Raw genomic sequence first — 22,126 nt, 5'->3', positions numbered from 1 at the left:
AACTTATTCAGAGGAAAACTATCATGTTAAAAACACTTGTAACCACTATTGCACTTAGCTCTTTATTAACTTGCTCAGCGATGGCAGTAGCCGACCAAGCTGATTATAAACTGATGGTTATTGAGCAAGCTCAAACAAACGATAATGTAAGCAATGAATATGAAACTGCATTCAACCGCTGTGCATTAAGCGTAAAAGAAAAGAATTTTTCAGAAGCTGAAAACCTATGTACACAAGCGATTTCACTTCTAAACACAAGTAAAGTACCAGGCTACAAACGCCGTGAATTAACATCATTTGCGTTAAGTAATCGCGGTGTTGCACGCATCATGTCAGAAAATGATACAGCTGCAATCTCAGACTTTTATGAAGCAGTTCAAATCTCAAAAAATGAACTGGTAAATCATAACTTAAACCGCGCGAAGCAAAACTTAGCGCTGTAATAGTTAGCCCAACCAAATTGTTGTCGTAAGCCCGGTCCTTGTGTGTTCTGACTGGGCTTTTTTTTTGTCTAAAATATACACTCAAGCCACCTACCCAATAAGATATTTTTTTTCATCTAATGGGTGTATTTTTGTCGTTTGTCAATCAGTAACACTGTTTCTAAATTAATAGAGTAAGTGATGTACTTACATTATTAAGGAGATAAACAATGTTCAAGTTCATACCTCTCAAAACCATCTTGATTACCTCACTTTGCATGAGTTCGAATTGGGTGTTAGCAAATGATATCGACTTTAAACTAATGGTAGTGGATGACGAAGCCTCATCAATTGCGATTATGCAAGGTGACTACAATGCTGGTTTAGTAACGTCTGCTGAAGATCCAGCAAATCAATATATAGCGCCTTTTAATCGCTGTGTTGCAAGTGTAAAGCTAAAGCAGTTTGAAAAAGCTGAAGCTGACTGTACTGAAGCAATAAGCCTATTAAAAGAGATTAAAGCATCTCGATTTAAACGTAATGAATTAACGTCGTTTGCATTAAGTAACCGAGGTGTCGCGCGATTTATGGCTAATAATGATACGGCAGCAATTGCTGACTTTTATGAAGCCTCAAGACTCGATGATAATGAATATGTATCATTTAATTTAAATCGCGCAAAACAGGAATTAAAATTGTGGTAATGACTGATTCTAATGCTGAAAAACCAGCCATAATGGCTGGTTTTTTTGTATCTACGTTAAATTTGATCACGTGGCACAAAATCAAGCACCGTCGCATTAATGCAGTATCTATCTTTACCTCTTGGCCCTTCCCCCGGGAATAAGTGTCCTAAGTGAATACCTGAGCTTTTAGATTTAAGCTCAATGCGCTGCATGCCATAACTGTTGTCTTCATGCATGGTCACACTGTCTTTTACCGGGTGAGTAAATGAAAGCCAACCGGTTCCCGAATTAAACCTATCACGAGTATCGAATAATGGCGCCCCACTTAGCTTATCAACAAAAATACCATCCGGTGTGTTTTTAAAGATATCGTATTGTTTACAAAATGGGCTATCTGTTCTGGCATGGAATGCAACTCTGAATGCTTCACTATCACCTAATTTAAATGCCCCTAACGCTTTATAAAACTCATCTTTACTCACATAACCTTGACGGCCATATATCTCTTCGCCATTTTCTGTAAATAATAACGTGGGTGTTGCCCATGTTGGAGTTTTAATTTTTAAGCCATCAAGCTGATCTGCATGGCGAAAAGTCATTGGAATTGTGCCTTGATAATTATTTGCGACCTCATTTTTAAATTTTTCACAATAAGGGCAATAACCTTTGGCATCAATAACGACTATTTGCTTATTGGTTAATAAGGCCGTGTTATCAACTTGCTGTTTTTCTACTGGCGTAAAAACAACCCCTGTGGAGTGATCCGGGCAATAACCATTAGGGTTTTTCTTTAAATAATCTTGATGATATTCCTCTGCCGCATAAAACGAATCGAGAGGTTTTATAACAGTAACAATCTTGCCGTATCCTGCTGCTGTTAACTTATCTTGGTATTCATCTTTAAGTTTATTAGCAACCTCAAGTTGCTCGTTATTACTAACCAAAATTGTTGAGCGGTATTGAGTGCCAATATCATTGCCTTGGCGATTTAACTGAGTTGGATCATGATTTTCGAAATAGTATTTTAATAATTCTTCTGTCGTTAACTGATTACTGTTGTAAGTCACTTTGACAACTTCTGCGTAGTTATTTTCATCAAATCGACGTGCGCTACGTGTTATATTCTTGTAGGTTGCTTTAAAACCGCTACCGTCAGCATAACCAGATACCGCATCTAAAACACCATCAAGTGCTTCGTATCGTTTTTCAGCTCCCCAAAAGCAACCAGAGCCAAGCACAATTGTTTCAATATGTCCGGTTGCGTTGTCTGGCATCTCTTGCGCTGTTGTATGATTCATAGTGAAAATGGCACTGCAAGTGAATAATGTCAGTAATATCGACTTAATTGTCATACTTATTTCCTCGTAAAAGCCTGTAATAGAGCAGACCGAGTAATCCTATTTATTATTTCACCTTAAACGCATGCAAACGGCTGTTCACCGCTAACAATTTAACTCTTAAGCCTATTTACGGTAAAACACAGCTTTTTAACATTGGGATATTAAAAATGAGAATTGCACACAGTTTGTCTGCTCTTGCTCTGGGTATAACACTTGCTACGCAAGTTAATGCGGCAGAGTTCACTTTTGCAAAATCGATTCAACCGAAAGACAACACATTAGTGTTGTTTTTAGACACAGATAGCCAAGTTGCTAACTTTAATTACTTAAAACCAGAAACCCAAAACCACTTAAATAAAGTTATCGAATTTAGTGACTTTAAAGCGGGCTATGGCAAGACATTAGAAGTTATTGCACCAAACGGCAGCGAACACCAACGTATTGTACTTGTAGGCTTAGGTGAGCAAGCTGAACTTAATGCAGCTAAAATGGCAAAGCTTGGTGGTAATGTTCATGCAAAATTACAATCAGCAAAACAAGCAACTGTGAGCCTTGATTTTTCAGAGCTTAAAGATAGTGAAATCAATGCTAAATACGCTGCTGAATTTGCACATGGTGCTAATTTACGTGACCACCGCTTTGAACAATACAAAAAAGAACAAGATACACATGTAGTTAACTATACTGTTGATGTTGAAAATTTAGACCAAGCGGTCAAAACCCATAAGTTACTACAAAGCATTGAACAAGGTGTCTTTTTAGCGCGTGACTTAACTTCAGAAGTTGCAACTGAGATGACGCCATCTGATTTTGCAAAAGCCGCACAAGAGTTAAAAAAATTAGGCGTTAAAATTACCGTTTTAGAACCAAAACAAATTAAAAAATTAGGCATGGGTGCGTTAGAAGCTGTTGGCCGTGGCAGTGAAGAAGGTTCGCGTTTAGTTGTTGCACATTACCAAGGTAATAAAGACACCCCAATTGCATTGATTGGTAAAGGCATTACCTTCGACTCTGGTGGTTATAGTATTAAAACAGGTGCTTCGATTGCCCGCATGAAATCAGATATGGCAGGCGCAGCAGCAGTACTGGGTACCGTTAAAGCAATGGCACTTGCAAAAGCAGATACCAACGTAGTGGCTGTAATGGGTATGGCTGCAAATATGGTGTCACAATTCTCTGTAGCGCCTGGTGATGTTGTTCGCACAGCAGAAGGTTTAAGCGTTGAAATAGTTAATACAGATGCTGAAGGCCGTTTAGTGCTAAGTGATGCAATGTGGTATGCCCGCGACAAGTTTAAACCAAGTATTATGATTGATGTGGCTACATTGACTGGCTCAAAAATCGGTGCTGTAGGTAATGAATACGCAGCGGTTTTCTCTGATGATGACCAACTTGTTGAGCAACTTACAATTGCAGGAAAGCAGGTTAACGAGAACTTATGGCGCTTACCACTAGGTTACGAAGATGCACTAAAATCGGATATCGCAGACCTTAAAAATATTGGTTCGCATGGTCCAGGTGCAACGACAGCAGCAAGTTTCTTACAAAACTTTGCCAGCGATACCCGTTGGGTTCATATCGATATTGCTGGTAATGCACTTAACAGCAAAGCTAAAGATGAGTTAGCTGAAGGTGGCACTGGTTATGGTGTTCGCTTGTTATCAAACTGGCTTTTAAACAACGCTAAGTAATAACACATAGTAATACGCCAAGCAGCTGTAATGATTTTATAACTGCTTGGCAATCATGAGTTTTTCTAATTAACATTAAACACTCATTTACATCATTAGCACTCACCCTATATGCTAAATAGTATCAAGGGATAATAATAAGATTGACCTGCAATGACGACAAAAAGCACACCAAAGATTATGGCGCTCACTACGCATTGTATCTTCTTCGATGCATATGAAAGTGCTGAGCATGGCTTAAATACACAAAAAAAGATTTGGGCGCTGGCTCAATTTTGCCAATCGACGGGAGATTTCGTTGATGTTGTTCCAGCTAATAACAACTTAACTCTGTATCTAAAAGAGTCTGAAAAGCTAGCAAGTTGGCTGCCATTATTGCTTGAGCAGTGGCAAGAGACTTCGACTAAAGATTTTGCATCAACTCATCACAAGCTACCCACCGTATATGGTGGTCAACATGGCCCTGACATTGCTCATGTAGCTGCAGAGCACAACTTAACTGTTGACGAAGTCGCGCAGTTACATAGTAGTAAAATCTACCCTGTTTTATTTTTAGGTTTTCAACCTGGTTTTGCTTACTTAGATGGCTTGGATCCTAAATTATATACGCCACGTCGAAGCGAGCCGCGCATCTCAGTGCCAAAAGGGTCTGTTGCTATTGGTGGCGAGCAAACAGGCGTATATCCTGAAACGTCACCCGGTGGCTGGCAAATAATCGGTCACACCGACTTTAAATTATTCGATATTAATGCAACCTCTCCCTGTGCTGTTAAACCCGGTGATACCTTAGAGTTTGTTATTCAGGAGGTGTTAAAATGATCACCATCGTTAAACCTGGCATGCAAATGTCTATACAAGATCAAGGCCGCGTGGGTGCTCGTCATTTGGGAATTGGCCAATCTGGCTGTATTGATCCTTATGCGCAGATCATAGTAAACCGATTAGTTGGAAACGCAGACAACAATCCAGTCATTGAGATCACACTAGGTCTTGCTGAAATTAAGTTCGATAACGACTACTACATTGCCTTGCATGGAACAGATATGAAAGCCAGTGTTAATGGTAATGCGATTGAACCAGGCTGGAGTTTTTACATTAAAAAAGGTGATGTGTTAAAGCTAAATGCCGCACGTCATGGGTTTAGAAGCTACCTTGCTATAGGCGGACAATGGCAGCTACCTGACCCTATATTAGATTCCTACTCAACAGATATAACTGCTGGTTTTGGTGGTCTAACCGGACAAGCACTGAAATCTGGAGACAGCTTTGAGGTAATACCAAAATACAACACTAAAGTCGGTTTAGGTGCAATGCTACCACCTAAAAGCACCCAAATACGCATACATGCTGGCCCACATGCTGCAGTTTTGCCTAAAGACACCATAGTTAATTTTATAAATCATTCATGGCATGTATCACCTAATAGTAACCGCATGGGTACACGATTATTAAGTGATGAGTGTAGCTTAGAGCATGATGTGTCATTGCCATCGATGGCAGTAGCACCAGGCAGCATACAGTTACCGCCAAATGGTGAACCAATTGTATTATTGAATGATGCGCAAACAACCGGTGGCTATCCTTTACTAGGAACTGTGATCGACGCTGATCTTCGTCATTTTGCCCAATTAAAGCCAGGTGATTTTTTACATTTCAAGTTTGTTACTCTAGCAGATGCTTTTAAGGCGAAAGAAAAGCTAACAGCTCACCTTAATCAATTAGCCATTGCGCTAAAATACAAAAACAAATAGTTAATCTGATTAGCAAGTGGCTTGCCACTTGCTTTCTTAAGGCTCCCACTTGTCTATACATCTTCAATTAACAAATTGAACAATTAGTTTGCTTAACGCAACGCACCAAAACAGTGCGTAAAACATCACTTTTAATGGCGCTATTTACCACTTCAAACCAGCCTATTTGTTCAAATCAAGTATTTAAATTGCTCACAACTTAGGCAGCCATCCCATTTTGGTGCAAAGCAATAACACTTGGTGCATATTTTATTCTCAAATATTTAAAAAAGCTGTGTGACTTAGGTAATTATTTCTGTTAAAACAAACATTCGCAGTTATATAAATTCTGTTAACTGCGCACATATTTGGAATGAGGAGTCACTATGTGTTCAATATTTGGGGTATTAGATATCAAATCTGATCCCGCCCAATTGCGAAGTCAAGCAATTGAGATGTCAAAACTTTTAAGACACCGCGGACCTGACTGGTCTGGCGTATATTCATCTGATAAAGCTATTTTAGTCCACGAGCGTCTTGCTATTGTTGGTGTATCAAGTGGTGCTCAACCTTTATATAATCCAGAGCGCACACATATCCTTGCTGTAAATGGTGAAATTTATAACCACAAAGAGCTTGCGGCAAATCTAGAAACAGACTTTAAGTTTCAAACTCAATCAGACTGTGAAGTTATCTTAGCTTTATATAAACAAAAAGGGCCTGAATTCTTAGACGACTTGAATGGTATTTTCGCTTTTTGTTTATACGATGAAGAACAAGACGCCTACCTAATAGGTCGTGACCATGTTGGTATTATCCCGCTTTACACAGGTCATGATGAGCATGGTAATTTTTATGTTGCTTCAGAACTAAAAGCGCTTTCACCAATTTGTAAACACATTGAAGAGTTTCCTCCGGGTCACTTCTTGTGGAGCAAAGATGGTCAACTTCGTAAGTATTACAGCCGCGATTGGCAAAGCTATGACGCAGTAAAAGACAACGAAGCTAAATCAAGCGATGTTAAAGAAGGCTTAGAAGCTGCTGTTAAACGTCAACTAATGTGTGATGTACCTTACGGTGTTCTATTATCAGGCGGTTTAGACTCATCGGTTATTTCAGCTATCACGCAACGTTTCGCCGCAAAACGTATCGAAGATAATGACGAGTCTGATGCTTGGTGGCCAAAACTGCACTCTTTCTCAGTTGGTCTTGAGGGCTCACCAGACTTAGCAGCTGCACAAAAAGTTGCAGATATGATTGGTACGGTTCACCACCCTATCCACTTTACTATTCAAGAAGGTATTGATGCTCTTCGCGAAGTGATTTATCACATTGAAACGTACGATGTGACAACCATTCGTGCCTCAACTCCTATGTACTTAATGGCGCGTCAAATTAAAGCCATGGGTATAAAAATGGTGTTGTCTGGCGAAGGTGCTGATGAGCTTTTTGGTGGTTACCTTTATTTCCACAAAGCACCTAATGCGCAAGAGTTCCATGAAGAGCTAAACCGTAAAGTGTCTAAACTACATATGTTTGACTGTTTACGGGCTAATAAATCTATGGCTGCTTGGGGTGTAGAAGCACGCGTGCCTTTCTTAGATAAAGAATTTGTAGACGTTGCAATGCGTATCAACCCTGAAGCGAAAATGTGTAAAGACGGTAAAATCGAAAAACACATTATTCGTGAAGCGTTTGACGGCTATCTACCAGACGAAGTGTTATGGCGTCAAAAAGAGCAATTCTCTGATGGTGTAGGCTATAACTGGATTGATACTTTAAAAGAGTATGTGAGCGAGCAAGTAAGCGATCAAGACCTTGCTAACGCTAAATATAAATACCCGATTAATACGCCAGATTCTAAAGAAGCGTATTTCTATCGTAGTATTTTTGAAGAGCACTTCCCTGGTGATGCAGCGGCAAAATGTGTTCCGCATGGCAAATCAGTTGCTTGTTCAACACCTGAAGCGCTTGCTTGGGATGAGTCATTCCAAAACAATGCTGACCCTTCTGGTCGTGCTGCTGGCGTTCATAACGACGCTTATAAAAAGTAGTAATTTTGTGCTGCAAGCCCTGTGTTTGCAGCACTTTCCTCTCAATTGAAATAATTTGTTTTGAAATAATACTGTCATCAAATTATTCCTCTGCCGCATCAAATTGTTCACAATTCCAACAAAAAACGTAAAAAACCGCATTTATTCGGCTGTTTAGGGACAAAACCATTTACATTTCTTTTCGAACTCCTACACTAAAGACTAAACTTTGGTACAAATTTAGTTCGTCTACAAACTATTTTTCGGTTTCATCCGTATAAACAGTGTTAGCCGAGATGTGCCAACCGGCCGTTTAGCTTTCTGCTAGATATAACTACAACAAGAGGTATTCATGAGCGAACATCATGATAAGTACAGTATCGACAATACCGACTACACCGTCGGTCAGGACAATGTACAAAAATGGGGTTTTGATGTGCACAACCCTGTATTTGGCATTAGTGCTGGTTTAATCGCGCTATTTTTAGTGGCAACACTTGTGTCAGATGCTGAAACAGCAAAAACAACCCTGAATGGAATTAAAAACGACATTATTAATAATTTTGATGGCTTTTTTATGTGGTCAGCAAACTTATTCGTATTGTTTTGCTTGGCGTTGATTGTTTCACCATACGGCAATATCCGCCTTGGTGGTAAAGAAGCGCGCCCAACTCACTCTCGTATTTCATGGCTTGCAATGTTATTTGCTGCGGGTATGGGTATTGGCTTAATGTTTTGGGGCGTAGCAGAGCCTGTCGCTTACTTTACAGGCTGGTACGAAACACCACTCGGCGTTGAAGCAAACACACCAGAGGCTGCGAAATTAGCAATGGGTGCAACTATGTTCCATTGGGGTTTACACCCTTGGGCTATTTACGCCGTTGTTTCGCTTTCGTTAGCATTCTTTTGCTACAACAAAGGCCTGCCGTTATCAATCCGCTCTATTTTTTATCCTATTTTAGGTGACAAAGCATGGGGCTGGCCGGGCCATCTTATTGATATTCTAGCTGTACTTGCCACCTTATTTGGTCTTGCAACGTCTCTTGGTTTAGGCGCACAGCAGGCCGCAGCAGGTATAAACCATGTGTTTGGTACTGATAGCGGTATTGGTCTACAAATCGGCGTTATTGTTGGTGTTACTCTACTTGCAGTGATCTCTGTTGTTCGTGGTATCGACGGCGGTGTTAAGCTGCTTAGTAATGTAAACATGGTTATCGCATTTGTATTACTCGTATTTGTTGCTCTCGTTGGTTTTTCAGCAGCGTTTGGTAATCTTCCTAATACTGTTATGGGTTATGTTGAAAACATTATTCCGTTAAGTAACCCACATGGCCGTGAAGATGAAACCTGGATGCACGGCTGGACAGTATTCTACTGGGCTTGGTGGATTTCATGGTCACCGTTTGTAGGTATGTTCATTGCGCGTGTATCTGAAGGTCGTACAATTCGTGAATTCTTAATTGCCGTATTACTTGTGCCTACCGTTGTGACTATCTTCTGGATGTCTATTTATGGTGGTATCGCTATTGAACAAGTTATTGATAAAGTGGGTGTACTAGGTGAGAAAGGTTTAACTGATGTACCACTTGCGATGTTCCAAATGTTTGAAGCCCTGCCAATGTCGCAAGTGCTTTCATTCATTGCAATTGTGCTGGTACTCGTGTTCTTTATTACATCATCTGACTCAGGTTCATTAGTTATCGACTCTATCACTGCCGGTGGTAAAGTTGACGCGCCAGTACCACAACGTATTTTCTGGGCAACAATTGAGGGTGCGATTGCAGCAGCGCTTGTTTGGATTGGTGGCACACAAGCTATCGAAGCATTACAAGCCGGTGCCGTATCTACGGGCTTACCGTTTACCTTTGTATTGCTATTAATGTGTGTAAGTTTAATCCTTGGTCTACGTACAGAGCCAAGAAACTAACCACTACCTTTAAATAAAAAACGCCGCTATATGCGGCGTTTTTTATTTATAAGCTTTGCTCATTTAATTTAAATTACTCGTCATAAAATCTGTGCTGTTAAGCACGCTATATGAGCAATTCGCTTAGCGGTGTATCTTGGCGGTAATGATAAGCAATTTGCGCTTGTAACAGCTCTGCGGTGGCAATGGCATCGTTCAGTGCGTTATGGTTTTGATACGCAGGTAACGAGTAACGAATGCGAGAATCCGCAAGACGAACGGAATCAAGCTTAGAATTAAACAACCTACCTAGTAGACCTTGTTTTGCTCTAAGCGCCCTGCTTTCAAGCTCCAACGTGTCTATTACTGCAAACTCAAGGCCTTCACCCAATCGCGATTGTAGCGCTTGATACAAAAAGTGTCGTTCAATGGGAGCAAAATGCACCACTATGACTTTACCTTTTAATGCTGCTAGTAATGGCTCCATAATAGATGAAAAATCTGGCGCGTCACTTACTTCTGAATGGGTAATACCATGAATAACGATCGACTCTTCAGCGAGCTTACGTCTTGGTTGTACAATCCAATGCTGGCTATCTTTACAAAAGATGCGCCTAGCATTAAATGGAATTAAACCAACACTGACTATATCGTCATTTTGAAAATTTAGACCGGTCGTTTCAAAATCAAGCGCCACTAAGGGTACGTCGCTAATTGGCATGTTTAAATCACAAATAGCGGCTTGATAAAACTCTTGAATTAACGGCTGTTTGCTAGCCGCCAATAACTGCTGATACCGAGTCGGCCAATCAAGTTTTACACCTTGTTTAGCCATTACTTCATCCCTGTATTGGCAGAGTATCTGAATTTAAGGAAATTCTGCGCTTTATCTAAAATCGCAAACGCTTCTTTAAGGTTGCGCTGCTCAAAAGGCGATAGTAAATGTGGCTCAAGATCGTTATCTGGGGCTTCGTCTAACTTTTCAATTTGCCATGCTTGGTGGCGAATACGAACCATCGAAATGTATTCTAAGGCATCTCGAAGATCTTGCGCTTTCCCTGCGGGTAAAAGCTTTGCTTCGATGATATCTTCTAAACGCTCGAATGAATTTTGTTTACGACTGCCTATTGCTAAAGCGTGAACACGAATCACATCTGATAATGGCGCAGTACCGCGGCGTTTTAAGTTCATAGAACGCTTATGCTGACCATTATGCTCTAGCACAAAATCTTTAAAGAAACCTAAAGGCGGTGTTCTGTTACGGGCATTGGCTGCAAGGTTAGCCAAGAAACGCTTATTCTTACGCCCTTCAGTTGCAATAAATCGTTTGAGCTCATCAGCCCATTTGGTTTTACCGTAAACGCCATCTAAATCAAAAAAGATAGAGCTGTGTAATAAAGCCTGTGGTTTTGGTTCTGCCATCCAGCCTGCAAATTGCTCTTTCCACTGCTCACGAGTTAAACGCCACTTTTTAAATGACGCCATGATTTCCCCTTCGCAGTATTTATAGCCACATTCGGCTAAACCATCACAGACAAAGTCAGCGAGCTTTTGAAAATATTCGTCATGTAATTCCTCGTTAAAGCTATTATCAAGGATAATGGCGTTATCTTGGTCGGTAACAATTAATTGCTCATCACGAGCCATTGAACCTAATGCAATAAAACAATAAGGAATGGGTGGCGGGCCAAATTTTTCTTCGGCTAAATCAAGTAAACGCTGTTTAAAGGTGCGCCCTATTACAGCCATTGCTGTACCAATCATATGAGAGTTAGCGTCTTCGTTTACCATGCGTACAAACACGTTAGGTAGCTGACGTGCATAATGCGCTAAATCTTCCACAGATTGCTGAGCTAAAATACCCCGCACTAACAATAAACTGCTTTGTGATTCATATCGCAAAATGTCAGATAACGAAATAACACCGATGGGCTTTTTCTTAACAACGACAGGTAGGTGATGAATGTTATCTCTGAGCATAGCAAGCACAGCCTCAAATACATAGGCGTTGCTATCGAGTAAGATAAGATCCGTTTGCATAATTTGCTCGGCAGGTGATTCGTAACTTAAGCCTTCAGCAATCACACTGGTGCGCAAATCTCGGTCTGTAATTATGCCAACTACTTGACCATCGTCATCGTCAGGATCATCACTGATGGGTTTATCGGCATCTGTTACTAATACAGACGATACCGACTCTTGTGTCATCAATTGGGCAACCATTTGCACAGACGCGTCTTTTGCTACGGTTACTACATCTCTGTGCAGTAATGATTTAACTTTTGCAGTTGTTAAATCATTACTGTCAGCCTGCTCTACAATGGCCTGATGAAGACGCACATTGCCATCAGCTTCAAAGAAGTCTGCAAAGGCTTCGTATTCATCACAGTATTGATTAAATAGCTCTACATTAATGCAATACACTAAGGTGTCTTCGAGGGCCTTGGCAGGAAATCGGACTTTGCGGTTCATCAGCAAACCCATTTGTCCGAAAATACCACCGACAGTTAAACGGTTATACAAATCACCATCGCGTCGATACATTTCGACGGCTCCGGTTCTAATTACATATAAATCGGCAATATCATCGCCGTAATTTAGGATTTGTGTTCCCGCTCTGAAGTAGGCTATCTCTACTTGTGAAGCGAGAGTGTTAACCGCTTCTTCGGGCAAATCATCAAATGGAGCATGATCACTTAAAAATTGTGCTATATCGACGTGTTCGGCTTGCATAAGCGTACCTAGTTTTGAGCTTTTCCTTGATTGTGAGTGTAATCTGCTATTTTTTCAAAGAAAAAATAGCAGATTTAAATGGATTAAGCCTTTTCTAGTTCTTCGGCCAGAAGTTTCGACTCATCACCACGAGGTTTGGTAAAGCGCGCTAAACCAAGATAAATCACAGGTGTAAGGTATAATGTGAACAGCACTGCTAATGCTAAACCACCAAATACCACCCAGCCAATCGCGTTACGCGCTTCGGCACCGGCACCGGTGGATAATATAAGTGGTAATGCACCTAGCAAAGTAGACACTAAGGTCATCGCAATTGGGCGTAACCTCACAAGAGCAGCTTCTTCAACTGCTTCTCTAACACTGCGACCTTTATCTCGTAATTGGTCAGCAAATTCCACCAGCAAAATAGCATTTTTAGCTATTAAGCCAATAAGCATGACCAAACCTATTTGTGAATAAATGTTCAATGATGTACCCGTTAGATACAAGGCCAAAATGGCCGATGTAATGCCAAATGGCACAGTGATCATCACTACAATGGCACTATTAACACTTTCAAATTGCGCAGCTAACACAAGTAATACAATCAAAAATGCCAAAATATAAGTGATCAGCACTTCATTAGCCGTTTCTTCAAAGGTGAGTGCCTCACCCTTAAAGGCTAAACTGATACCAGCTGTCAGGTTTTGCTCAGATATTTCACGGATTTTATTTACAACTTCGGCAATGGTAATGTCATCTGGCATTTCCATGCTTAATTCGATTGCTCGGCGCTGAGCATGGCGCTCTAGTTCTGCTGCAACACCTTCTTCTGTAATGGTTGCCACACTACTCAGTGGCACTAACTGACCATTACGACCCCCAACATATAAGTTTGCTAAGTCACTTGGGTTTGTAATAGTTTGGTTTTGTGCTTGCAGCATAATAGGGATTGATTGGTCGCCGATGTTTAAATCAGCAATGTCATCGCCGTTAATGGCTGCTCTAAGCGTAATAGATATATCACTGAGCGATACGCCGAGCTCTTCAGCACGACGTCTATCAATATTAACCCGTAATTGTGGTTGTGACGGTTGGTACGAGATACGTACTGGCGCCACTTCTGGCAAGGCTTTTTCTATTTCTGCCGAGAAATTTTGTGCCGCTTTAAAGATCTCAAGGTAATCTTGCCCCAATAATGCAAGCTCAATACCACCGCCTTGACCACGCAAGTTCAAACTATTTGAACCACCTGGGTAGCCAGCCGCACCTGGAATGTTTCCTAAAGGTCCACGAATTTTATTGATAATTTCTTGCTGACTAAAATTTCGTTCGTCCCAATGCTTTAACGGCACAGTGATAAATACGATATTCGGATCCCATTGCCCAACGACGGTATAAATAGACTCAATATCACCACTTTCAACATAGGGCAGTAAAATGTCTTCCATTTGCACTGCTTGCCTGTCCATAAAGTTAAGGCCGACACCATCTGGGCCACGGGCGAAAATGCGAATTTTACCGCGGTCTTCTGTCGGCAATAATTCATTATCTAAATTGAAATACAGCGCACCAGAGCCTGCTGCAACGAGTAAGCAAGCAAAAAATGTTAGCCATGCATGTTTAAGTACACCATGAATTGAGCGTTTATATATATTCGCTAAAGCATGCCCAACTTTTGCAAAAGGGTGAAAACCACCCTGCTTTAATTTAAGTTTTGAGGTTAGAGCAGGCACTAAAGAAAGCGCTACAAAGCTTGATATAATCACAGCTCCAGCAAGCACACCACCAAACTCTCTAAATAGTCGCCCTGCTGTTGAAGGCAAAAAGGCAATCGGCACAAACACAGCTGCTAATACAGCGGTTGTTGCCACCACAGCAAAAAATACTTCCCGGGTGCCAATTACAGCCGCAGCTCTGCGGCCAAGGCCTAAGCCACGCTGACGTTGAATATTTTCACTGACCACAATCGCATCATCTACAATAAGGCCTGTCGCTAATACCAGCGCCAACAAAGTTAAGATATTAATCGAAAAACCAAGCGCCCAAATCAGTGCTAAAGAACCAATTAACGCAACAGGTATGGCAAATGCGGGGACGAGCGTTGCTCGCCATGAGCCAATAAACACCCAAAGTGTGATCACTACTAACAACACTGTCAGTAATAGAGAGTTTATTACTTCATCCACTGAGCTTCTAATAAACTGCGCATCGTCGGAGGTTAAAGTAAATTCCATTTCAGGAAAACGTACTCTCATACGTTCGATTAAGCTCAGCACTTCATCAGAAATTTCGATAGTATTTGATTGAGCTTGGCGTATTATCTCCATGCCAATTACTGGCGTCCCATTTAATCGCACGAATGAACGCGGATCAGCTGGGCCAAAATACACTGCAGCAACATCACCAATACGGGTATCGTCACGCACTATAATATCTGCCACTTGTTCAGCTGATATTGACGTAGCATCGGCACGAACAATCACCTGTTGATCGCTTGATTTTAAACTACCTGCAGGCACATCAAAGGGAGCTTGGCGAAGTACATTGGCAATATCTGGCACTGTAAGGTTAAAGCTACTTAGTTTTAGCGGGTCAATTCGTACTCTTAATACCCGCTCACGGTCGCCATTTAAGCGAACATCAGCAACCCCAGGAATAGTTAAAAACTGCGGGGCTAAGTCAACATCAACGCGTTCAGTAAGTGCTTCTAATGATAAGCTGTCGCTTGATACCGTTAGCGATACCACCGCTTCGGCATCGTTATCAGCTTTAATGATAGATACACGCTCTACTTCTTCGGGCAATTCTCGCTATACACGGGCAACCGATTCGCGCGTTTCGTTGGCTGCATCATCTAGATTAACACCCGGGCGAAACTCAACCACAATACGGGCATTATTTTCTTCACTTTGCGCACGAATTGTTTTAACACCACTTACCCGAGCAACAGCCCCCTCAAGTTTACTGGTTACCTCGGTATCAACGGTTTCAGGCGAGCCCCCAGGAAACGATGCTGAAACAGTAATGCGTGGCCTGTCTACATCTGGTAGTTCACGTATTTCAATACCTGCAATAGCGGCAATACCCGCTATGATGATTAACAAATTCAGCACCACGATTAATACGGGGCGACGTATCGCCATTGATGGTAAATCTTCCATCATAGGTTGCTGTTTCATTATCACTCCTTGGCAAGCGTTGTTTCATTCATAAAAGTAAGCTCTTGGTTTGGGCGTAAACGTTGCACGCCTTCAGTAACCAATAAATCACCTTCTTTTAAGCCACCAGATACCAATAACCGACCGGCTAAACGCTGTTCAATTTTAACATCAACACGTGTGGCTTTTTTATCAACACTTTTCCACACGTAAGGGCCCGCAGCTCCCCACATCATGGCAGCTTCAGGAACCACTGCATGCTCTTCACCAAGTAAATTAATATGCACACGAAAACTCATACCAGGCATAAACTGATGAGATTCATTATTTAACTTTGCTTTGGTTCTTAAGGTGCGCGATTGAGGATTAATACGAGAGTCTAACTGGGCAACTTGTGCGCTGTAAGTTTTGTCGCCTAGCCAAGGGATCACTTCAACAGCTGATTTTTCCTTTAAAACATCAATTGCTGCTTCTGGTGCATTAAAGTTAATGTACAGTGTTGATACATCATCAATCGTTGCAATCGCAGTCTGTGTTGTGATCCGGTCGCCAACTTCTACATCTGTTAGCCCCATCACACCACTAAACGGAGCACGAATTTCGCGGTCTTCACGCTCTGTTTTTGCTTGCATCAACTGCACTTTCGCAAGCTCATGCAACGTTTTTGCATCGTCTAAATCGCTTTGTGGTACAGCACCTCGAGCATGGCTTTCTTCGAGCCGCTTCATTGTTCGCTCTGTGTCATTTAACGTTATTTGTGCTTCTAAAAGAGCAGCTTGCTGCCTGCGCGAATCAAGCTCAAGTAGCAAATCTCCTTTTTTGACATTGTCACCGGGTTTGAAGTGAACAGCAGTCACCCTGTCCCCAACCGCAGGGTATAAGGTTACAGAACGCACAGCTTCAGCACTACCAACTGCTTTTATTTGTTGTTTTGCTTTTTCAAGCGTAACTGATTCAACAACTACGTTTGCAGCCTCAGCGACTGATACGCAACTAATTAAGGCAAGAAAAGTCCATGCATGCAATTTGCCAATTATCAAAAGTGTCACCTAAATAAGAATCGTTTTAATTGTTACGAAGTGTAACAGCTTTGTGATCAATAAAAAGGATGCTTCGTTTAATAAACAAATTGATAAGTTAAAATGAATAATTAGAAATACGGCGCTGATTTTGCCGCATTTCTATCTGTAAAATCGTTTATTTAAGTGAGCTATTTTCAGGCAATAAATCCTTACTGATAGCTAAGTCACTTTAAACGCATGTAGCAACAGGTTTTATCCCTCAAACTGGTTTGTATGAATGCAGATTAATCTTATAAATTAATACAGTTAACTGCAGGCACGGTTTTTAAACGCGCTTCTGAGGCAATGGTCACTTCTACACAACCAGAATTAAGATCAATTTCGTCCTTTTGAATAACAGAAAAACGCCCTTCTTGCTCTGCTCTAAGTGCGTATTCAAAGGCATTGTTGCTACCCTCTGCAATGGCAGTAAAAAGCCCACCAATAATTGCACCGGCTAATGCCCCAGCAACCATATCTTCATGATTGCCATCTAATTCATCGATAAGCCCTATTGCAGAGCCACCAACAATGCCTGTTTTGACATTAGATGACAGTTTTACAGGTTTAACATCTTCAACTTTGGCGTAAAATTTTTTAATCATGACCTGCTGATCGGCTCTATCAACACCTTGTGTCGCGCAGCCACCTAGTAATAATAAGCTCACTAGTAGTTTCTTCATACCCATTTAGTCCTATAAAGTATTACTGTTAGGTAGAATAATAACTACTTAGTTCGTAAGGGACTGTGAGATATATGTAGGTAAGTGTAAAAAAGCGCACTAACTTATTACTAGGTAACTCAACTAAAAAATCCTCGGATAAATCAGAGCTTAAACACTATTGAAGCAATGATATTATGTGTGTTGCTATCATTAATTTTTGTATTTTCATAATCAAGTGTTAAGGCCGTACCACTAGACAATGCATAACCAATACCTAGCCCGGTTAAAAGTGATACTCCAGAGTCTTTTTGATCAACAATAAAGTAATCATCAGAGAATTTTTGAAGAAAGCTAAAATTACTATCCCAAAGTACACTGCCTAAATGCCCCCTAACAAATACATTGCCAGTAATTGGGTATGTACCAAGTAAACGCAGATCAAGTGCATTGGTTTCAAGCCCTCCGCTGTAAACAGAGTTTTTAACGACCGTACCACTTTGATTAGTTGTTTCGCTATAGACATTAAATTCGGCTTCGCCAAGCACACTAAAACCTGCTTCTATTGCTAGATATTGATTAAATTGGTAGCCGGCAAATCCTCTAAATCCCGTTCCTGTGTCACTGTAGTCATAACGTAACGGTAAAATTTCTTGCTGCTCTATCAAGGGGATAAAATTAACATCGTAGTAATTTTTTTGAGCAGCAATGCCAATGTAACCAAATTTATTTTCGTTAAGCGCTGAATGAGCAAAAAATGGCATTGAACACATTGCCACCGTAAGTAGTTTGTACATTGTATATATCCTTATACTTCAAACGTTTACTTTTTAAAATTAAGAAAAGATAGTGTTGGAGATGGTATCTAAAATAAATAATCGGCAGATTGTACAGCAATAAGGAACAAATGGTAGCTTTTATAGTAATTACAGTGACTTAATAAACAAAGTAACTATATTTAAAAAGCTAACTAATAAATAATCCATAAAAAAACCCCAGACTATGCTGGGGTTTATAAGAAATTTGCTAAAGGTTACTGTTGGCGCTGTGCTTCTTTTTGCGCTCTTTTAGCTTCTTTACGTTTACGAAGTACTTCTTGCGCTTCGTTACCGATGTGACCTTCGCCACGCGCTTGTGCTAATTCGATTTGCTTTTGACGCTCAGCAAAGCGTGCACGTTGCTCTTCTGTTAGGCTGTCGTGACAGTGGTGACACGAAACACCTTCCATGTATTCAGGCTTTTGCTTTTCTTCTTCAGTGATAGGCATACGACAGGCATGGCATTGGTCGTAAGAGCCTTTTTGTAAGTCGTGATTTACCGCAACGCGGTTATCAAATACAAAACACTCACCTTCCCACATGGTTTCTTCTTTTGGTACTTCTTCTAAGTACTTAAGGATACCGCCTTCAAGATGGAATACCTCGTCAAAACCTTGCTCTTTCATATACGCAGTTGATTTTTCACAGCGAATACCACCGGTGCAGAACATAGCGACTTTCTTATGCTTTGCTGGATCTAGGTTTTCTTTTGCCCATGCTGGGAATTCGCGGAATGTCTTCGTGTTTGGATCAACCGCATTTTGGAAAGTACCAATCTCGATTTCGTAATCATTACGCGTATCGATAAGAATCACTTCAGGGTCTGAAATTAACGCGTTCCAATCAGCAGGCTTAACGTATGTACCCACTACTTCACGTGGGTCAATACCTTCAACACCCATAGTTACGATTTCTTTTTTAAGTTTTACCTTTGTACGGTAGAACGGGCATTCGTCATCGTATGACTCTTTAGTCACAATGTTATCTAGGTTTGGTTGTGCATCTAACCATGCTAATAGGTTATCAATACCTTCGCGTTTAGCAGAAACAGTACCGTTGATACCTTCAGCCGCAAGTAACAAAGTACCGCGTACTTCATTGTCTTCCATCACTTTAAGTAATGGTTGGCGAATAGCTTCAAAATCTGGAAGGGCTACAAATTTGTAGAGTGCGCACACAACAAAGTGCTCGCTGGTTACATTGTCTTTATGAACAGCAGTCATGGTTTTACCTTTTGCCTTAAATGCCCATGTGGGGCGTTAACCGAATCGTAAATCCGGCGCATTGAGGGCGCGTATTTTACGCGAATTAGCGATAATTGCAAAAACTGATGCGAAATAGCTGTGTTTTTACTGTCTCCTAGCAAGGCAAGTACGTTATAATGAACAAGATTTACAAATTTTGCTCATCGGAGATTACGCATTGCATTTTACTGAACTTGGGATTGATACACGCCTCGAAAAACAACTTGCGCATCAAGGCATCACCCAGCCCACTGACATTCAAGCTCACGCGGTGCCAACAGCTATCGCAGGCCATGATATTTTTGCACAGTCAAAAACAGGATCGGGCAAAACGCTGGCGTTTTTATTACCTGCTGTACAGCGTGTAATGAAACAAAAAGCACTCAGTAAACGCGACCCTCGCGTTTTGATCGTTGCGCCTACACGCGAATTAGCAACCCAAGTATACAGCCAATTAAGACTTTTAATTGCAGGCACAAACATTAGTGCAGTAAAAATACTGGGTGGTGAAAACTTTAACGATCAAATTAAAGCACTTCGTAAAGACCCGCACTTTGTAGTGGGCACACCGGGCCGTTTAGCTGACCATTTAAGTCAACGTTCATTACAGCTTTCAGGCTTAGAGCTTTTAATTTTTGATGAAGCTGACCGTATTCTAGATTTAGGCTTTACCGATCAAGTTAAAATGATCAACGAACTTGCTGATCACCGATTACGTCAAACGTTATTGTTTTCAGCAACGCTTGACCATGCACAAGTTGATGCCCTGTCACGTAACTTATTACGTTCACCAAAACAAATACTGTTAAGTGCTTCTAATGAGCAGCATAGTGACATTACCCAGCAGCTTTATTTAGCTGATCATCTAGATCACAAAGAAGCGCTACTAGAGCACTTTGTAAAACAAGATAATGTTGGCCAATGCATTATTTTCACTGCAACACGTGCCGATACTCAGCGTTTAAGCCAGTTATTAACTGATAAAGGCCTAAAAGCACAAGCACTTGCGGGTGACTTAACACAGGCTAAGCGCCTTGAAATCATGGATGCCTTTAGCCGTGAAAACTTTAAAATTTTAATCACCACTGATGTTGCATCACGTGGTCTTGATTTATTAAGCGTGACCCACGTAATTAACTTTGACCTGCCAAAACATGCTGAAGAATATGTGCACCGTATTGGTCGTACTGGTCGCGCAGGCTTTAAAGGAACTGCTATTTCGTTAGTGGGCCCGAAAGATTGGCCTAGCTACAAAGCAATTAAAGCATTTTTAAATGATGAATTAAGCTTTTTCACTGTTGACGGCCTTGTTGGTAAATTTAAAGGCCTACGTGATAAAAAACCACAAACGGTTTGGAATAAAGCAGAGAAAAAAGTCGCTGCAAAGCCTGCTAAACCAAAACGTAAAGCTGCCCCTAAAAAACCGAAAACGCCTATTAAACCACCTATTGATGTCGATGGTTTTTCACCTATGCGTCGTAAGAAAAAACCAGAACAGGAATAATAATGAGCATTCTTGGAACAACCCAAACACTATTCGTTAACGAAATGTCAAACGAAGGCGCCTATTTAGATGGCCGTGACTTAGGTGAAGTATTTTTACCAAGTAAAGAAATTGAATTCGAACTTGAAGCTGGTGACAGCGTGCAAGTATTTATTTATTTAGATCATACAGGCCACCCAACAGGCACCACAAAAAAACCTTTAGCTGAAGTGGGCGAATATGCCCTACTCCGTGTTAAAGCAATTAATAGCACTGGTGCGTTTATGGATTGGGGCCTCGAAAAAGACGTGCTAGCGCCATACAATGAACAAAAGCCAAAAATGAAAGAAGGCTTTTCGTATCTTGTACGTTTATATCTCGATAACGCCAGCCAACGTATTTGTGCATCAAGCAACTTTAATAAGTTTTTATCGAAAGAAGAACCAACTTACTCAACGATGGAAGAAGTTGACTTAATCGTTGCCGGTAAAACAGACCTAGGCTACAAAGTACTCGTAAACGAAGCCCACATAGGTGTGGTTTACTACAACACCGTATTTAAAAAGCTATTTGTTGGCCAGCGCTTAAAAGGCTTTATTCAAAAAGTACGTGAAGACGGCAAAATCGACGTACTACTTGAAAAGCCAGGTATGGGCAAAGTAAACGACTTAGGCGAAAAAATCTTTGCAAAATTAAAAGCCGAAGGCGGCGTACTTCACCTAGGTGATAAGTCAGACCCTGAAGCAATTAAAAAGACTTTCTCAACCAGTAAAGCAAACTACAAAAAAGCCATTGGCGGTTTGTTTAAGCAAGGTTTAATCGAGATTGAAGCAACGTCGATTAGATTAAAATAAGTTGCGAGTTGCGAGCCAACAAGATATTGAATTATTTGAAGAGTAAAGTGAAAGCTTTACTCTTTTTTATTCTTATTGGTTTTATAGCTTCAACTTACAGGTGCCGTAAACTTTCAAACGCTATTTTGAGCACTATTCATTTAAAAGTGAAAGTCGGTATTGTTCCATAAGCAGCATTTCAGGATTAACTCATTTCTGTCGGATAGACGACACCTGTTACCAAGTGTCGCCCTCCTAAGAACCGTACGTGCAACTTTCACTGCATACGGCTCAAGCCTTCACGAAGGCACCTAATTGGTACCCAGCAACTTATAAAGCAGCGA

At 40.9% G+C, this 22,126-nt stretch carries 16 protein-coding genes and 1 pseudogene; 9 read left to right on the top strand and 8 right to left on the bottom strand.

Going from position 1 to position 22,126, the window contains the following annotated elements; all coding sequences use genetic code 11:
- Positions 1-23 precede the first annotated feature (23 nt).
- Together L1267_RS03285 and L1267_RS03280 are read left to right on the top strand one after the other, a co-directional pair.
- A complete protein-coding gene (locus L1267_RS03285; RefSeq protein WP_135924667.1) occupies positions 24-443 on the top strand; it encodes a hypothetical protein in 420 nt (139 codons plus the stop codon).
- Between the two features lie 209 nt (positions 444-652).
- Positions 653-1,126 carry a hypothetical protein gene (locus L1267_RS03280; protein ID WP_138557494.1) on the top strand — a complete coding sequence of 158 codons (474 nt, stop codon included), beginning with the start codon at positions 653-655 and terminating at the stop codon, positions 1,124-1,126.
- A gap of 56 nt (positions 1,127-1,182) precedes the next feature.
- Here the strand turns inward: L1267_RS03280 and msrA are convergent, their stop codons facing one another.
- Positions 1,183-2,406, bottom strand: coding sequence for a peptide-methionine (S)-S-oxide reductase MsrA (gene msrA, locus L1267_RS03275; protein WP_235382182.1), 1,224 nt, complete (start codon positions 2,404-2,406; stop codon positions 1,183-1,185).
- A 209-nt stretch (positions 2,407-2,615) separates the two neighbouring features.
- Here msrA and L1267_RS03270 point away from each other — a divergent pair, with 209 nt between their 5' ends.
- From L1267_RS03270 to L1267_RS03250, 5 genes are all read left to right on the top strand, one after another.
- Positions 2,616-4,139 (top strand): leucyl aminopeptidase, encoded by a 1,524-nt coding sequence (locus L1267_RS03270; RefSeq protein ID WP_235382086.1) that lies wholly within the window; start codon positions 2,616-2,618, stop codon positions 4,137-4,139.
- Between the two features lie 153 nt (positions 4,140-4,292).
- Positions 4,293-4,958: a 5-oxoprolinase subunit PxpB gene (pxpB, locus tag L1267_RS03265; RefSeq protein WP_199526458.1), complete on the top strand. Its 666-nt coding sequence runs from the start codon at positions 4,293-4,295 to the stop codon at positions 4,956-4,958.
- Positions 4,955-5,890: a biotin-dependent carboxyltransferase family protein gene (locus L1267_RS03260; RefSeq protein ID WP_199526457.1), complete on the top strand. Its 936-nt coding sequence runs from the start codon at positions 4,955-4,957 to the stop codon at positions 5,888-5,890. The genes pxpB and L1267_RS03260 overlap by 4 nt, the downstream gene beginning before the upstream one ends.
- A 365-nt stretch (positions 5,891-6,255) precedes the next feature.
- Positions 6,256-7,923, top strand: a complete 1,668-nt coding sequence (gene asnB, locus L1267_RS03255; protein ID WP_235382085.1) for an asparagine synthase B — start codon at positions 6,256-6,258, stop codon at positions 7,921-7,923.
- Positions 7,924-8,254: 331 nt separating this feature from the next.
- Complete coding sequence (locus tag L1267_RS03250) at positions 8,255-9,829, top strand: BCCT family transporter (RefSeq protein ID WP_135924685.1); 1,575 nt, start codon at positions 8,255-8,257, stop codon at positions 9,827-9,829.
- Between the two features lie 106 nt (positions 9,830-9,935).
- Here L1267_RS03250 and L1267_RS03245 read toward each other — a convergent pair whose 3' ends face one another.
- From L1267_RS03245 to trhO, 7 genes and pseudogenes are all read right to left on the bottom strand, one after another.
- Positions 9,936-10,643 (bottom strand): 3'-5' exonuclease, encoded by a 708-nt coding sequence (locus L1267_RS03245; RefSeq protein WP_235382084.1) that lies wholly within the window; start codon positions 10,641-10,643, stop codon positions 9,936-9,938.
- Positions 10,643-12,541 (bottom strand): DUF294 nucleotidyltransferase-like domain-containing protein, encoded by a 1,899-nt coding sequence (locus L1267_RS03240; RefSeq protein WP_199526453.1) that lies wholly within the window; start codon positions 12,539-12,541, stop codon positions 10,643-10,645. The genes L1267_RS03245 and L1267_RS03240 overlap by 1 nt, the downstream gene beginning before the upstream one ends.
- A gap of 83 nt (positions 12,542-12,624) precedes the next feature.
- Positions 12,625-15,702: pseudogene (locus tag L1267_RS03235) on the bottom strand (efflux RND transporter permease subunit).
- Positions 15,703-15,704: 2 nt separating this feature from the next.
- Positions 15,705-16,721, bottom strand: coding sequence for an efflux RND transporter periplasmic adaptor subunit (locus L1267_RS03230; RefSeq protein WP_442960548.1), 1,017 nt, complete (start codon positions 16,719-16,721; stop codon positions 15,705-15,707).
- A 272-nt stretch (positions 16,722-16,993) separates the two neighbouring features.
- Positions 16,994-17,425, bottom strand: a complete 432-nt coding sequence (locus tag L1267_RS03225; protein ID WP_138557488.1) for a hypothetical protein — start codon at positions 17,423-17,425, stop codon at positions 16,994-16,996.
- Positions 17,426-17,568: 143 nt separating this feature from the next.
- Positions 17,569-18,201, bottom strand: coding sequence for an outer membrane beta-barrel protein (locus tag L1267_RS03220; protein ID WP_235382083.1), 633 nt, complete (start codon positions 18,199-18,201; stop codon positions 17,569-17,571).
- A gap of 236 nt (positions 18,202-18,437) precedes the next feature.
- Complete coding sequence (trhO, locus tag L1267_RS03215) at positions 18,438-19,445, bottom strand: oxygen-dependent tRNA uridine(34) hydroxylase TrhO (RefSeq protein WP_235382082.1); 1,008 nt, start codon at positions 19,443-19,445, stop codon at positions 18,438-18,440.
- Positions 19,446-19,644: 199 nt separating this feature from the next.
- On the opposite strand from trhO, the gene L1267_RS03210 reads away from it, so the two are divergent.
- On the top strand, positions 19,645-20,970 hold the full coding sequence (locus L1267_RS03210; RefSeq protein WP_235382081.1) for a DEAD/DEAH box helicase: 1,326 nt from the start codon (positions 19,645-19,647) through the stop codon (positions 20,968-20,970).
- A 2-nt stretch (positions 20,971-20,972) separates the two neighbouring features.
- Positions 20,973-21,803, top strand: coding sequence for a CvfB family protein (locus tag L1267_RS03205; RefSeq protein WP_235382080.1), 831 nt, complete (start codon positions 20,973-20,975; stop codon positions 21,801-21,803).
- The last annotated feature ends 323 nt before the right edge of the window (positions 21,804-22,126 follow it).

Origin of the sequence: Pseudoalteromonas sp. OFAV1, assembly GCF_021532595.1 — a bacterium.
In the GTDB taxonomy this organism is placed as follows: Bacteria; Pseudomonadota; Gammaproteobacteria; order Enterobacterales; family Alteromonadaceae; genus Pseudoalteromonas; species Pseudoalteromonas lipolytica_C.
This window is presented reverse-complemented; position numbering and strand designations above follow the sequence as displayed.

What these genes read in the sequence shown, in the direction of transcription:
- L1267_RS03270 (WP_235382086.1), top strand. Translation starts at nt 2,616, where the DNA reads ATGAGAATTGCACACAGTTTGTCTGCTCTTGCTCTGGGTATAACACTT.
- trhO (WP_235382082.1), bottom strand. Translation starts at nt 19,445, where the DNA reads ATGACTGCTGTTCATAAAGACAATGTAACCAGCGAGCACTTTGTTGTG.
- L1267_RS03205 (WP_235382080.1), top strand. Translation starts at nt 20,973, where the DNA reads ATGAGCATTCTTGGAACAACCCAAACACTATTCGTTAACGAAATGTCA.
- L1267_RS03285 (WP_135924667.1), top strand. Translation starts at nt 24, where the DNA reads ATGTTAAAAACACTTGTAACCACTATTGCACTTAGCTCTTTATTAACT.
- L1267_RS03250 (WP_135924685.1), top strand. Translation starts at nt 8,255, where the DNA reads ATGAGCGAACATCATGATAAGTACAGTATCGACAATACCGACTACACC.
- L1267_RS03245 (WP_235382084.1), bottom strand. Translation starts at nt 10,643, where the DNA reads ATGGCTAAACAAGGTGTAAAACTTGATTGGCCGACTCGGTATCAGCAG.
- L1267_RS03240 (WP_199526453.1), bottom strand. Translation starts at nt 12,541, where the DNA reads ATGCAAGCCGAACACGTCGATATAGCACAATTTTTAAGTGATCATGCT.
- pxpB (WP_199526458.1), top strand. Translation starts at nt 4,293, where the DNA reads ATGACGACAAAAAGCACACCAAAGATTATGGCGCTCACTACGCATTGT.
- L1267_RS03280 (WP_138557494.1), top strand. Translation starts at nt 653, where the DNA reads ATGTTCAAGTTCATACCTCTCAAAACCATCTTGATTACCTCACTTTGC.
- L1267_RS03220 (WP_235382083.1), bottom strand. Translation starts at nt 18,201, where the DNA reads ATGTACAAACTACTTACGGTGGCAATGTGTTCAATGCCATTTTTTGCT.
- msrA (WP_235382182.1), bottom strand. Translation starts at nt 2,406, where the DNA reads ATGAATCATACAACAGCGCAAGAGATGCCAGACAACGCAACCGGACAT.
- asnB (WP_235382085.1), top strand. Translation starts at nt 6,256, where the DNA reads ATGTGTTCAATATTTGGGGTATTAGATATCAAATCTGATCCCGCCCAA.
- L1267_RS03260 (WP_199526457.1), top strand. Translation starts at nt 4,955, where the DNA reads ATGATCACCATCGTTAAACCTGGCATGCAAATGTCTATACAAGATCAA.
- L1267_RS03225 (WP_138557488.1), bottom strand. Translation starts at nt 17,425, where the DNA reads ATGAAGAAACTACTAGTGAGCTTATTATTACTAGGTGGCTGCGCGACA.